This window comes from Trinickia violacea, assembly GCF_005280735.1.
In the GTDB taxonomy this organism is placed as follows: Bacteria; Pseudomonadota; Gammaproteobacteria; order Burkholderiales; family Burkholderiaceae; genus Trinickia_A; species Trinickia_A violacea.
Genome location: NZ_CP040077.1, coordinates 796,388 through 809,353, shown reverse-complemented (window position 1 = coordinate 809,353; position 12,966 = coordinate 796,388). Strand labels below are relative to the sequence as shown.

The following is a 12,966-nucleotide window of genomic DNA, read 5'->3' as shown; positions in this document are numbered from 1 at the left end:
CAGGATGGCAAAGAGAAACGCCCGGCTTAATGCGAGCCGGGCGTTTTGCTTTTGAGGCGCTGTCGATCGATCGGAAAGGTGCGTGGCGGCGCGCTCAGCCCTGCGCTTCGAACGCCGCAGCCGCGCGCCCGAGGCGATCGTTGACCGCGATCCACTCGATCGTATCGGGCAGCTTCTCGATCAAGATGCGCGAGACGTCCGCGCGATCGAGCGCCCGCAGCAAGCTGTAAAGCTCGCGAGCGTACGCATGCGGATCTTCCGGCGCGGCGACGAAATGCACGCCGTCAGCACTCGCCCAGCGGCCCGCGCGCGACTTGCGTGCAACGAGCGCCACGCGTTCGCCGGCATCGCGTGCGGCGCTCAAGATCGGCTCCAACGCTTCGAACGGCAACAGGGCGAGCGGCGTGCGCGGCGCATAGTGCGCCTTCAACGTGCCCGACGCGCGCGGCGCGGTGGCGTCGCTGCCGTCGGGCAGGCGCGGCGCGACGCCCAGCACGTCGGCGAGTTCCTGTGGCGTGACGTGACCCGGGCGCAGCAGCGCCGGAAAGCCGCGCGACAAATCGAGAATCGTCGACTCGATGCCGACATCCGACGGGCCGCCGTCGAGCACGTGGATCGCGTCGCCGAATTCGTCGCGCACGTGCTGGGCCGTGGTCGGGCTCACGTGACCGAAGCGGTTCGCGGACGGCGCCGCGACACCGCCATGCCCGCCGCGCCGCGCGCTGAACGCGTCGAGCAGCGCCTGCGCGACCGGATGCGACGGGCAGCGCAGCCCCACCGAATCTTGCCCGCCGCTGACCGCCGCAGGAATATGCGCAGCGCGCTTCAGGATCAGCGTGAGCGGCCCGGGCCAAAACGCGTCGATCAGTTTTTGCGCATCGGCAGGCAAATGCTCGACCCAGTAGTTCGGGTCGCCGTGCGGCGCGAGGTGGACGATCACCGGATGATTCGCGGGACGCCCCTTCGCCGCATAAATGCGCGCGACGGCCTCCGGGCTCTCGGCGTCGCCGCCGAGACCGTAGACCGTCTCGGTCGGAAAGGCGACGAGCTGGCCGGCATCGAGCAGCTCGGCGGCATGCGCGATCTGCTCGCCCGTCACGGCGGGGGCCGAAGGGAAATTCGAACGAATGGACATCGATGGGCAGCCGGCGTCAGCCAAGTGGAATATGCAGCAGCCGCGCGCAGTCGCGAGCGGCCGTGCGGGCTTCGTCGAGCGTCGCGGCGGTGAAGTTCACGTGCCCCATCTTGCGCCCGGGACGGGCGTCCTCCTTGCCGTACAAATGAAGGCGCGCAGCCGGCATCGCGGCGACTTCATGCCAGGGCGGCGTCACGGGAGCGCCCTTCGACGCCGCTCCCGGCGAACCCTTCGGCCCTTCGTGGAACCACACGTCGCCGAGGATGTTGAGCATGACGGCCGGCGAGTGCTGACGCGTGTCGCCGAGCGGCATCGCGGTCATCGCGCGCACTTGCTGTTCGAACTGGCTCGCGGCGCATGCGTCGACGGTGTAGTGCCCGGAGTTGTGCGGACGCGGCGCCATCTCGTTCGCGACGAGCGAGCCGTCTTCCAGCACGAAGAATTCGACGCACAGCACGCCGACGTAACCGAGCGCGTCCGCGATCCGCAAGGCGGCCTGCTGCGCCTGTTCGACGAGCGCCGGCGTCGCATCGGGCGCCGGGACCACCGTTTGGGCGAGCACGCCGTTGCGGTGCGCGTTCTGCGCGAGCGGAAACACCGCCGACGCGCCATTCGCGCCGCGCGCGATCAGCGCCGACACCTCGAACTTCAGCGGCAAGCGCTTTTCGAGCACGCACGGCACGCCGCCGAGCGACGCATGCGCCTCACGCACTTCGTCGGCATTGCGCACGCTCACTTGGCCCTTGCCGTCGTAGCCGAGCCGCGCGGTTTTCAGAATGCCGGGCAGCACGGCTTCGAGTTCGGCGTCGCCGATCGCCGCGAGCGCATCGGACGACTCGATCGCCACATGCGGGGCCACCGCCACGCCCGAGCCGGCGATAAACCGCTTCTCCGCGATCCGGTCCTGCGCGATCGCGACGCAGCGCCCCGCCGGGCTCACGAACGTCGTGCGCGCGAGGAAATCGAGGCTGGTCGCAGGCACGTTTTCGAACTCGGTCGAGACCGCCGCGCACAAGCGCGCGAGTTCGGTGAGCGCGGCCTCGTCGGTGTAGGCGGCGCGCAGGTGCTTGTCCGCCACCGCGCCGGCCGGGCTGGTCTCGTCGGGGTCGAGGACTGCCACGCGATAGCCCATCGCCTGGGCAGCAAAGCAGAACATGCGGCCGAGCTGGCCGCCCCCGACCATGCCGAGCCAAGCGCCGGGCAGAATCGGAGAAACCGGGGTGTTGTCTGAATTCATGTCAATAAAGGATCAAAGCTCGGGCAGTACCATCGCGTGCGCGGCCTCGTTCTGCCGAACGCGGAATGCCGCGAGCCGGTTCGCATAGTCCGCCGACGTCGTGCTCAACAGCGCGACGGCGAACAGCGCCGCATTCGCCGCGCCCGCTTCGCCGATCGCGAACGTGGCGACCGGCACGCCCTTGGGCATCTGCACGATCGAATGCAGCGAATCGACGCCCTTCAGGTACTTGCTCGCGACCGGCACCCCGAGCACCGGCACGGTGGTCTTGGCGGCCAGCATGCCGGGCAGGTGCGCCGCACCGCCCGCGCCCGCGATGATCGCGCGCAGTCCGCGCTCGCGCGCGCGCTCGGCGTAGTCGAACATCTCGTCGGGCATGCGGTGCGCGGACACGACCTTCGCTTCGTACGGCACGCCGAACTCCTGCAAGATCGCGACCGCGTGCTTCATCACGTCCCAATCGGAACTGGACCCCATCAGGACGCCGACGAGCGGCGCGCTATGCGTGTGGGCGGTCTGGACGGCTTCGGTCATCGTGGGGATTTCCTTTGTCAAGCGAGCTTCTGCCCGGTGAGGCGCTCGAGCGCTTCCTGGTACTTCTCGCTCGTCTTCGCGATCACGTCGTCCGGCAGCTTCGGCGCGGGCGGCTCTTTCTTCCAGTCTTGCGTTTCGAGCCAGTCGCGGACGAACTGCTTGTCGAACGACGGCGGATTCGTGCCGACCTGATACTGATCCGCCGGCCAGAAGCGCGACGAATCGGCGGTCAGCGCTTCGTCCATCAGATACAGCTCGCCGTGATTGTCGAGGCCGAATTCGAACTTCGTGTCGGCGATGATGATGCCGCGCGTCGCCGCATATTCGGCGGCTTCCTTGTACAACTTGATCGAAATGTCGCGGATCGTGGCCGACAGCTCGGTTCCGATGCGGCGCTCCATCTCATCGTAGGTGATGTTTTCGTCGTGATGGCCCATCTCGGCCTTCGCGGCCGGCGTGAAAATCGGCTCGGGCAGCTTCTGCGCGTTTTGCAGGCCCGGCGGCAGTTGCACGCCGCACACTGCGCCCGTCGCCTGGTAGTCCTTCCAGCCGCTGCCGGCCAGATAACCGCGCACCACGGCTTCGACGAGGATCGGCTCGAGACGCTTCACGACCACCGCGCGGCCCTTCACCTGCTCGACTTCGTCCGCTGCGACAACCGTCTCGGGCGCGACGCCCGTCATATGATTCGGGACGATGTGCTTGAGCTTGTCGAACCAGAAGTTCGCCATCTGGTTCAGCACCTGGCCCTTGCGCGGAATCGGCTCGCCCATGATGACGTCGAACGCGGACAGGCGGTCGGTCGTGACGATCAGGAGGCGATCGTTGCCCACGGCGTAGTTGTCGCGGACCTTGCCGCGGCCGAGCAGAGGCAGCGAGCGGAGCGTGGATTCGTAGAGGGTAGACATCGTCGTGGGCCGTGTGAGGTGAGTTGGGGTGAAAAACGAGCTAAATCAGAACCGAAATCGGGCAAAACAACGTTAAAAAATGGTCCGAAACAAAAGCCAAACGCCGTTCCCCAAATGATGCGGGAACGGCGATCGGTCGACAACTCGGCCGCCAGGCTAAGCCTCCGGCGGCACGAGCAGCCTGTCAGGCTCAGCGCACGACTTGTGCGAGTTCGCCCGACTTGTACTTCTCGGCGATCTTGTCGAGCGGCAGCGGCTTGATCTTGCCCGCTTGGCCTTCGCAGCCGAACGCCAGATAACGGTCGACACAAATCTTCTTCGCCGCTTCGCGCGCCGGCTTCAGGTAGTCGCGCGGATCGAACTTGCCGGGATTTTCCGCCAGGTAGCGGCGGATCGCACCGGTGATCGCGAGGCGCAGGTCGGTGTCGATGTTGACCTTGCGCACGCCGTGCTTGATCCCTTCCTGAATTTCCTCGACGGGCACGCCGTAGGTTTCCTTCATGTCGCCGCCGAATTCGCGGATTTCCGCGAGCAGCTCCTGCGGCACCGACGACGAACCGTGCATCACCAAGTGCGTATTCGGGATGCGCGCGTGGATTTCCTTGATGCGGTCGATCGCGAGGATATCGCCCGTCGGCTTCTTCGTGAACTTGTAGGCGCCGTGCGATGTGCCGATCGCAATCGCCAACGCGTCGCACTGGGTCTGGCGGACGAAGTCGGCGGCCTGCTCGACGTCGGTCAGCAGTTGCTCGCGCGTCATCGTGCCTTCCGCGCCGTGGCCGTCTTCCTTGTCGCCCTTCATCGTTTCGAGCGAGCCGAGCACGCCCAGCTCAGCCTCGACCGTCACGCCGATCGCGTGCGCCATTTCGATGACCTTGCGCGAGACCTCGACGTTGTACTCGTACGACGCGACCGTCTTGCCGTCGGCTTCCAGCGAGCCGTCCATCATCACGCTGGTAAAACCGCTGCGGATCGCCGCCATGCACACCGCCGGGGACTGGCCGTGGTCCTGGTGCATCACGACCGGGATGTGCGGGTACGACTCGATCGCCGCTTCGATCAGGTGACGCAGGAACGGCTCGCCCGCGTATTTCCGCGCGCCGGCCGACGCCTGCATGATGACGGGCGCGCCGACCTGGTCGGCGGCGGCCATGATCGCCTGCACTTGCTCCAGGTTGTTCACGTTGAACGCGGGCAGCCCGTAGCCGTTTTCGGCTGCGTGATCCAGCAGTTGACGCATTGATACGAGAGGCATGCTTGTACTCCTTGGATTGAACGAATCTTTTTGCTTGGCGGCGGCCGAGGTGCGGCGCCGGTGCGGTTAGGCGCAATTTTATCGCGAAGCGCATCGCGCCCCGGTGCGTTTGCGAACGCCGGCTCATGGCCGGCGCCGCAAACTTCGTTCCTATCACGGCAAATGCGGCAAAAAAAGCGCGAAAAAATGCGGCATTCGACAGACGCTCAGAACGCCTCGCCGACGCGCACGATCTTCAGCGTGTTCGTACCGCCGGCCTGCCCCATCGGCTCACCGACGGTCAGCACGACCATGTCGCCGCGCGACGCGTGGCCCTTCGACACCACCACTTCGAGCGCGCGCTGCAGCGCCGCGTCGCGGTCGTTGTTCGACTCGACGGGCAGCGGCGTCACGTTGCGGTAGAGCGCCATCGCGCGCTGGCTGTTGATGCGCGGCGTGAGCGCGAAGATCGGCACGTGAGTCCAGTGACGCGACATCCACAGCGCGGTCGAGCCCGATTCCGTGAGCGCGACGATCGCCTTCGCACCGAGGTGGTACGCGGTGAAGAGCGCGCCCATCGCGATCGATTGGTCGATGCGGGTGAAGGTGCGGTCGAGGAAATCCTTATCGAGCTCGACGTGTTCCGACTTCTCGGCCTCGACACAGATCGCGGCCATCGTCTCGATCGTCTGCACCGGGTATTTGCCCGCGGCCGATTCGGCCGACAGCATCACCGCATCGGTGCCGTCGAGCACGGCGTTGGCGACGTCCGACACTTCGGCGCGCGTCGGCACCGGCGCGTGGATCATGGATTCCATCATCTGGGTCGCGGTGATCACGAACTTGTTCGAATCGCGCGCCATGCGGATCATGCGCTTTTGCAGCGCGGGCACCGCCGCGTTGCCGACTTCGACCGCCAAATCGCCGCGCGCGACCATGATGCCGTCCGACGCGTCGAGAATGCCCTGCAGCACCGGAATCGCCTCGGCGCGCTCGATCTTCGCGATCATCTTCGGCTTGATGCCATACGGCATGCCCGCGATGTTCGAAAGCTGGCGCGCCATCTCCATGTCGGTCGCGTTCTTCGGGAACGACACCGCGATGAACTCGACGCCGATCGACATCGCCGTCTTGATGTCCTCCATGTCCTTCGCGGTCAGGGCCGGCGCGGTCAGGCCGCCGCCCTGGCGGTTGATGCCCTTGTTGTTCGACAGCTCGCCGCCGACCTTCACGATCGTGTGGATCTCTTCACCGATCACGCGCTCGACCGTCAGCACGATGAGGCCGTCGTTCAGGAGCAGGACGTCGCCCGCCTTCAGGTCGCGCGGCAGATCCTTGTAGTCGAGGCCGACGCGATCGTCGTTGCCGAGCTCGCAGGCGGCGTCGAGGATGAACGGGTGGCCCGGAACGAGGGTGGTCTTGCCGTTTTCGAACTTGCCGACACGGATCTTCGGCCCCTGCAGGTCCGCCATGATGCCGACCTCGCGGCCCGCGATGCGCGCCGCCTCGCGCACGAATTCGGCGCGCTGGCGGTGATCGTCGGCCGTGCCGTGCGAGAAATTGAGCCGCACCACGTCGGCCCCGGCTTGAATCATCTGCAGCAGAATTTCCGGCGTGCTGGATGCCGGGCCGATGGTGGCGACAATCTTGGTGGCGCGATGCATGAGTCTCCTCGTCTGAGTGGAATCGCTGGGATTAACAACGCTGCGAGTCGGGTGCGATGGCTGCGCCGCGGACGGTGCAGCCGGCTGGATTGCGCCGGTACGGGCCGGCGTCTCATGGTCGGTCAGAAAGGGAGCTGCTGCGCCAGCAGGCTCAGCCGGTGCTTTCGCACCGCGCTGCGCCGCCGGTTGGGACACTGCAACGGCCGCCGCTTGCGCGGCTGCCGGGACGGCTGAATCGACTGCTTGCTCGGCGGACTGACCGCGGGGGCGCGCGGTGGGGGGGTCAATCGCCGAAGCTGTGGTTGGGTTTTCCGTCACATCGGCCGGGCGGGCTGACGCCGCGGCCGATGCGATTGCGGTGGCGTTTGCAACTGCTTCTGCGCCCGGCGCGACACGTGCGCCGGACTTCGCCTTAGCCGGCCGTACAAGCTTGGCCGGCTTACCCGAGGGAGCGCGCGCCGCCACGATCAGGCCCGCGCTTCGAGCACTTCGACCGCGGGCAGCTTCTTGCCCTCGAGGAACTCGAGGAACGCGCCGCCGCCCGTGGAGATATAGCTGACCTTGTCGTGGATGCCGTACTTCGCGATCGCCGCGAGCGTATCGCCGCCGCCGGCGATCGAGAACGCGGGCGACTTCGCGATCGCCTCGGCGAGCGTCTTCGTGCCGTTGCCGAACTGGTCGAACTCGAACACGCCGACCGGGCCGTTCCAGACGATGGTGCCCGCGCTGCCGAGCTGGGTGGCGAGCGCCTTGGCGGTCTCCGGCCCGATGTCGAGGATCATGTCGTCGTCTTCGATCTGGCTCACGGGCTTGGTCACGGCGGCGGCCGTCGGCGCGAATTCCTTCGCGGTGACGACGTCGCTCGGGATCGGCACCGACGCGCCGCGCGCGCGGGCCGCTTCGATGATCGCCTTCGCTTCGTCGACCAGATCCCTTTCCGCCAGCGACTTGCCGATCTTGAGGCCGGCCGCGAGCATGAACGTGTTCGCGATGCCGCCGCCGACGATCAGCTGATCGACCTTCTCGGCCAGCGATTTGAGGATCGTGAGCTTGGTCGACACCTTCGAGCCCGCGACGATCGCCACGAGCGGGCGCTTCGGGTTGCCGAGCGCCTTGCCGAGCGCGTCGAGCTCGGCCGCGAGCAGCGGGCCGGCGCAAGCAATCGGCGCGTACTTCGCGATGCCGTGCGTGGTGGCCTCGGCGCGGTGCGCGGTGCCGAACGCATCGTTGACGTAGACGTCGCAGAGCTTCGCCATTTTCTGCGCAAGCTCGTCGGAATTCTTCTTCTCGCCCTTGTTCACGCGGCAGTTTTCGAGCAGCACGACCGAGCCCGGCGCGACGTTCACGCCGTTCTCGACCCAATTCGCGACCAGCGGCACGTCGCGGCCGAGCAGCTCGGCCAGGCGCTTCGCGACCGGCGCGAGCGAATCTTCCGGCTTGAATTCGCCCTCGGTCGGGCGGCCGAGGTGGGAGGTGACCATCACGGCGGCGCCGGCGTCGAGCGCGGCCTGGATGGCCGGCACCGAGGCGCGGATGCGGGTGTCTTCGGTGATGTTGCCGTCGTCGTCCTGCGGCACGTTGAGGTCGGCGCGAATGAACACGCGTTTGCCGGATAGCTTGCCTTCTGAGATCAAATCGGAGAGACGCAGTACTTGGCTCATAGGAATCGATTTTGCGGGTTGATTGGAAGGCGAGTCTTGCGCGATGCGCCGCCGGCTTGTCTCCAGGGCCGGTCTCCGTTCCGGACTGCGAAGGGCTCGAAGGCAGCCCCAAAACGATCCGGAAGCGGCCCGAAAGGCTTGGCCCGCCGCGCGCGTCGCGGCTTCAGCCGCGCCGCGGCACCACGAGCGCACCGCAACAGAAAACGAGCATTTTAGCCGATCCCCATGTCGGACTGACCCGTCCGGGAGCGAATGTCTCGTATTTGACGGCATCGCAATATGCTGCAACGCAGCATCGGACGTGGTATCGGCCCGCCGTGCGAACGCCGATCCGCTAGACCAGAAACCGCATCGCGGTAAAAACCAGCATGCCGACAACGATCGTCTCCACCATGCTGCGGCGCCACAAAAACCACGCGAGACCGGCCAGCGAGCCGTAAAACGCATGGTTCGCAAGGCTGAACGACACCACCCCGTCCGACGTCACCAGCACATCCGGAAGGACCACGGCAATCAGGGCGGCCGCCGGCGCGTAGCGCAGTGCGCGCTGCACGCGCTCGGGCAGCACCGTGCGCTCTCCGCCGATCAGAAACAGCGCGCGAGTGAGCGCGGTGACGACGAGCATCCCGAAGATGGCGAGCCAGATTTGCGTCGTCGTCATTGCGCGTCCTCCGCATGGTTGCGAGGGTCGCCGGCCTTGCCCCCGGCGCGGACCCGCTTCAAATCGGCGCGCTCGGCGAGCAGATCGGCCGCGCTGCCGGCGGCGAGCGCGGCGAATACGGCGAGCGGCAGCGCGAGGCGATACGGCAGCGCGTCGGCGAGCAGCGCGACGATCCCGGCCACGACGACCGCGACGAGCGTCGAGCGGCTCACGATCGCCGAGATCATGATCGGAATCAGCGCGAGCGTGCCCGCGAGGCCCAAGCCCCAGCTGTCGGGAAAGAGGCTCGCGAGCAGGATGCCGATGATCGACGAGACCTGCCACGTGACCCAGCTCGTCAACGACATCCCCCAGAAGTAGGCTTGCTTGCCCGGCACGTGGCCGGTGGCGAAGCTCTTTTTCTGGAACAGCAGGTAGACCAGGTCGCCGTTGAAGTAGCCGAGCACCAGCCGGCGCGGCAGCGTCAAATAGGAGAAATGCGGCGCGAGCCCGGCGCTGAAGATCACGAAGCGCATGTTCACCATGGCCGCGGTGAGCAGCACGGTCCAGACCGGCAGCTTGGCCGCCAGGAGCGGCAGCACGGCGAGCTGCGACGACCCCGCGTAGACCAGGAGCGACATCGCGAGCGCCTGCGGCACGGTCAGCACCGATTTGCTCATCGCGATGCCGGTGACGAGACCCCACGAGAACATCGCCGTCAGGGTCGGCGAAATCGCGCGGACGCCTTGCTTGAAGGCGGCGCGATCGGTTTCGGACAGGCGAGCGAGCATGGCGTGGCAGTGACGGCGGAACACCGGGAGAGGTGAGGGCGAAAATCGGGACCGGACCGGGCAGTCTGAGCGTGTCTCGGGCCGCGTGACCGCTTTGGCCCGCCGGTTTGGGCGAGCGGCAAATTATAAGATGCGGCGGCGCTCAAACGCCCGGTCCAGGTGCAAAAGACGCTAAAATGTGCCCCTTATCGCCTGGAACGCCCCACCCCGTTAGGAGAAACGTATGTCAATGGCCGATCGCGACGGCAAGATCTGGATGGACGGCAAGCTGATCGAATGGCGCGACGCCAAGATCCACGTCCTGACTCATACCCTGCACTACGGCATGGGCGTTTTCGAAGGCGTGCGGGCTTATCAGACCGATAGCGGCACCGCGATCTTCCGTCTGAAAGAACATACGAAGCGCCTCTTCAATTCCGCCAAGATTTTCCAGATGGACGTGCCGTTCGATCGCGAAACGATCGAAGGCGCGCAGCGCGAAGTGGTCCGCGAGAACAAGCTCGAATCGTGCTACCTGCGCCCGATCATCTGGGTCGGCTCGGAAAAGCTCGGCGTGTCCGCCAAGGGCAACACGATCCACGTCGCCATCGCCGCATGGCCGTGGGGCGCCTATCTCGGCGAAGACGGGCTCGCCAAGGGCATCCGCGTCAAGACCTCGTCGTTCACGCGCCATCACGTGAATGTGTCGATGGTGCGCGCGAAGGCGTCCGGCTGGTACGTGAACTCGATTCTCGCGAACCAGGAAGCCACCGCCGACGGCTACGACGAAGCGCTCCTGCTCGACGTGGACGGCTACGTTTCGGAAGGCTCGGGCGAGAACTTCTTCCTCGTGAACAACGGCAAGCTGTACACGCCTGATCTGTCGTCGTGCCTCGACGGCATCACGCGCGACACCGTCATCACGCTCGCGAAGGACGCCGGCATCGAAGTGATCGAAAAGCGCATCACGCGCGACGAAGTCTATACGGCCGACGAAGCCTTCTTCACGGGCACCGCCGCCGAAGTCACGCCGATCCGCGAGCTCGACAACCGCACGATCGGCAACGGCGCGCGCGGCCCGGTCACCGAGAAGCTGCAATCGGCGTTCTTCGACGTGGTCGCCGGCAAGAACCCGAAATACGCGCATTGGCTGACTAAAATCTAATTCCGGCGCCGCCCGCGAGAGACGAGCGGCGCGCACACGCATACAACGAGAAATTGTCCTCATGAGCGAAATCAAGGAAATGCCGCTGGTCGAACTGACGGCGAAGGATCTGCCCGCGTACTGCCCGAACCCGCATATGGATCGCAAGATGACGCATCCGCGCGTGTTCATCGACGTGACGCACGGCGAAGCTCGCTGCCCGTACTGCAGCACGCGCTACAAGCTGCGCGACGGCGAAGTCATTCGGGGCCATTGAGCCCGCGCGGACTGCGCCCGGTGCCCGCCGGCCGCTCGCGCCGGCGCCGTCACCCTTTCTCCCCCACAACCCGAACGCGACGCGCTCCCGCGCGCCGCGTTTTCTCACGACATCGGAATCCCTACTGATGCGTCGCGCGTTGGTTATCGCACCGAATTGGATCGGTGACGCATTGATGGCGCAGCCGCTGTTTGCGCTCCTGAAGACGCTCCATCCGCGCATCGCCATCGATGCGGTCGCGCCCGGCTGGGTCGCGCCCGTGCTCGAACGGATGCCGGAAATCCACGATGTTTACGCGACCGATCTCGCCCACGGCAAGCTGCAATTGCTGCGCCGCTGGCAGCTCGCGAGCGACCTGCGCGATGTCGGCTACGACGCCGCCTACGTGCTGCCGAATTCGCTCAAATCGGCGCTGATTCCGTGGCTGGCGGGAATCGCACTGCGCATCGGCTACACCGGAGAGAACCGCTTCGGCCTCTTGAACGTGCGTCACGCGAATCCGCGCAAGGACGAGCGGCCGCCGATGAGCGGCCACTACGCCGCCCTCGCCTACGCGCCCGGCGCCAACGTGCCGAAGCTGCAGGAAAGCCTGCCGATGCCGCGGCTCGAATCCGACCTCAACGAGGCGTCGCGCGTGTCGGCGCGTTTCAACCTTGACACGCGCGTGCCGCTCGTCGTGTTCTGCCCCGGGGCGGAATACGGCGCCGCCAAGCGCTGGCCGCCCGAGCATTTCGCGGCGCTCGCGCAGATCGTCGGACAGTCGTTCCCGTACACGCAGATCGTCGCGCTCGGTTCCGGTAAGGACAGCCCGATTGCCCAGCAGATCTCCGAGCGCGCGCCGAGCGTGCGCAACCTGTGCGGACAGACCTCGCTCAGCGAAGCCTGCGCGCTGATCTCGCGCGCGAGCGCCGTCGTCACCAACGATTCGGGCCTGATGCACGTCGCGGCCGCCCTGCGGCGCCCGCTCGTGGCCGTCTACGGCTCGACGGATCCGCGCCACACGCCGCCATTGTCGGAGCTCGCAAAGGTACAATGGCTGCATCTCGAATGCAGTCCCTGTTTTCAGCGCGAATGTCCGCTGGGCCATCTGAACTGCCTGCGCGAATTGAGCGCGGAACAGGTATTCGGCGACCTGCGCGGGATGCTGCTCGGCGAGCGCTGACGCACGGAAGCCCCGAATCGTTTGTGCGTTCAATATCACTGACCGAAACGGCGCGCCGCAGCGCGCAAGAGACTAACGAGCCATGCCACGTTTTGCCCGCCTCTTCGAAGCCGCAGCCGATTCCCTCAACGCGTTCTACCAGGCCGTCACGGATGGCAGCATCGACAGCATGATGAGCCTGTGGATCGACGAGGACTTCGCGAGCTACATCTGCGCGGACGGCTCGCACTGGCACGGTCTCGAGCACATTCGCGCGGGGCTCGCGGCGCAGTTGGAAGCGGGAGCGTTGCCGGCATCGATCGAGCCGCTCGACATTCGCGTCTACGACAGCCTCGGCACCGTCGTCTACGCGATCGCCGAAGCGCACCAGCCGGCCGATCCGCTCGAGACGCCGCGCATGGTGTTCTCGACGTACGTGATGGTTCACGAGCGCGGCGAATGGCGCATCGCGCACATTCACGCGAGCCCGATGCCGGACGATACGGCCACGCACTTTGCCGCGAAGCTGCGGCACGGACAGGGGCCGCTGCACTGAGCGAGCCTTGCGCTCGATGGGTAGAGATTGGGTTTGTGGGGGGATGGCATGAGTACGGCGCATAA

Annotated in this window: 13 protein-coding genes; 4 read left to right on the top strand and 9 right to left on the bottom strand. The window is 66.2% G+C overall.

The window, feature by feature from the left end:
* Nucleotides 1–94: 94 nt before the first annotated feature.
* The 9 genes from FAZ95_RS03685 to FAZ95_RS03645 all read right to left on the bottom strand — a co-directional run bounded on the left by FAZ95_RS03685 (nucleotide 95) and on the right by FAZ95_RS03645 (nucleotide 9,804).
* Nucleotides 95–1,135, bottom strand: coding sequence for an L-threonylcarbamoyladenylate synthase (locus FAZ95_RS03685; protein WP_137331207.1), 1,041 nt, complete (start codon nucleotides 1,133–1,135; stop codon nucleotides 95–97).
* Between the two features lie 16 nt (nucleotides 1,136–1,151).
* Nucleotides 1,152–2,372, bottom strand: a complete 1,221-nt coding sequence (locus tag FAZ95_RS03680; protein WP_137331206.1) for a 5-(carboxyamino)imidazole ribonucleotide synthase — start codon at nucleotides 2,370–2,372, stop codon at nucleotides 1,152–1,154.
* A gap of 12 nt (nucleotides 2,373–2,384) precedes the next feature.
* Nucleotides 2,385–2,906, bottom strand: coding sequence for a 5-(carboxyamino)imidazole ribonucleotide mutase (purE, locus tag FAZ95_RS03675; protein WP_137331205.1), 522 nt, complete (start codon nucleotides 2,904–2,906; stop codon nucleotides 2,385–2,387).
* Between the two features lie 17 nt (nucleotides 2,907–2,923).
* Nucleotides 2,924–3,814 carry a phosphoribosylaminoimidazolesuccinocarboxamide synthase gene (locus FAZ95_RS03670; protein WP_137331204.1) on the bottom strand — a complete coding sequence of 297 codons (891 nt, stop codon included), beginning with the start codon at nucleotides 3,812–3,814 and terminating at the stop codon, nucleotides 2,924–2,926.
* Nucleotides 3,815–4,004: 190 nt separating this feature from the next.
* A complete protein-coding gene (gene fba, locus FAZ95_RS03665; protein WP_137331203.1) occupies nucleotides 4,005–5,069 on the bottom strand; it encodes a class II fructose-bisphosphate aldolase in 1,065 nt (354 codons plus the stop codon).
* A gap of 206 nt (nucleotides 5,070–5,275) precedes the next feature.
* Nucleotides 5,276–6,712 (bottom strand): pyruvate kinase, encoded by a 1,437-nt coding sequence (gene pyk, locus FAZ95_RS03660; RefSeq protein WP_137331202.1) that lies wholly within the window; start codon nucleotides 6,710–6,712, stop codon nucleotides 5,276–5,278.
* 467 nt (nucleotides 6,713–7,179) lie between these two features.
* A complete protein-coding gene (locus FAZ95_RS03655) occupies nucleotides 7,180–8,373 on the bottom strand; it encodes a phosphoglycerate kinase (protein ID WP_137331201.1) in 1,194 nt (397 codons plus the stop codon).
* Between the two features lie 334 nt (nucleotides 8,374–8,707).
* Nucleotides 8,708–9,034, bottom strand: a complete 327-nt coding sequence (locus tag FAZ95_RS03650; RefSeq protein WP_137331200.1) for an AzlD domain-containing protein — start codon at nucleotides 9,032–9,034, stop codon at nucleotides 8,708–8,710.
* Nucleotides 9,031–9,804: an AzlC family ABC transporter permease gene (locus tag FAZ95_RS03645; protein WP_137331199.1), complete on the bottom strand. Its 774-nt coding sequence runs from the start codon at nucleotides 9,802–9,804 to the stop codon at nucleotides 9,031–9,033. Before FAZ95_RS03645 ends, FAZ95_RS03650 begins: the two co-directional genes overlap by 4 nt.
* A 223-nt stretch (nucleotides 9,805–10,027) precedes the next feature.
* On the opposite strand from FAZ95_RS03645, the gene FAZ95_RS03640 reads away from it, so the two are divergent.
* The 4 genes from FAZ95_RS03640 (at nucleotide 10,028) to FAZ95_RS03625 (ending at nucleotide 12,901) form a co-directional block, all read left to right on the top strand.
* Nucleotides 10,028–10,948, top strand: a complete 921-nt coding sequence (locus FAZ95_RS03640) for a branched-chain amino acid transaminase (protein WP_137331198.1) — start codon at nucleotides 10,028–10,030, stop codon at nucleotides 10,946–10,948.
* 61 nt (nucleotides 10,949–11,009) lie between these two features.
* A complete protein-coding gene (locus FAZ95_RS03635) occupies nucleotides 11,010–11,204 on the top strand; it encodes a zinc-finger domain-containing protein (protein ID WP_137331197.1) in 195 nt (64 codons plus the stop codon).
* Between the two features lie 127 nt (nucleotides 11,205–11,331).
* A complete protein-coding gene (waaF, locus tag FAZ95_RS03630; RefSeq protein ID WP_137331196.1) occupies nucleotides 11,332–12,366 on the top strand; it encodes a lipopolysaccharide heptosyltransferase II in 1,035 nt (344 codons plus the stop codon).
* 82 nt (nucleotides 12,367–12,448) lie between these two features.
* Complete coding sequence (locus tag FAZ95_RS03625; RefSeq protein ID WP_137331195.1) at nucleotides 12,449–12,901, top strand: nuclear transport factor 2 family protein; 453 nt, start codon at nucleotides 12,449–12,451, stop codon at nucleotides 12,899–12,901.
* Nucleotides 12,902–12,966: the final 65 nt, after the last annotated feature.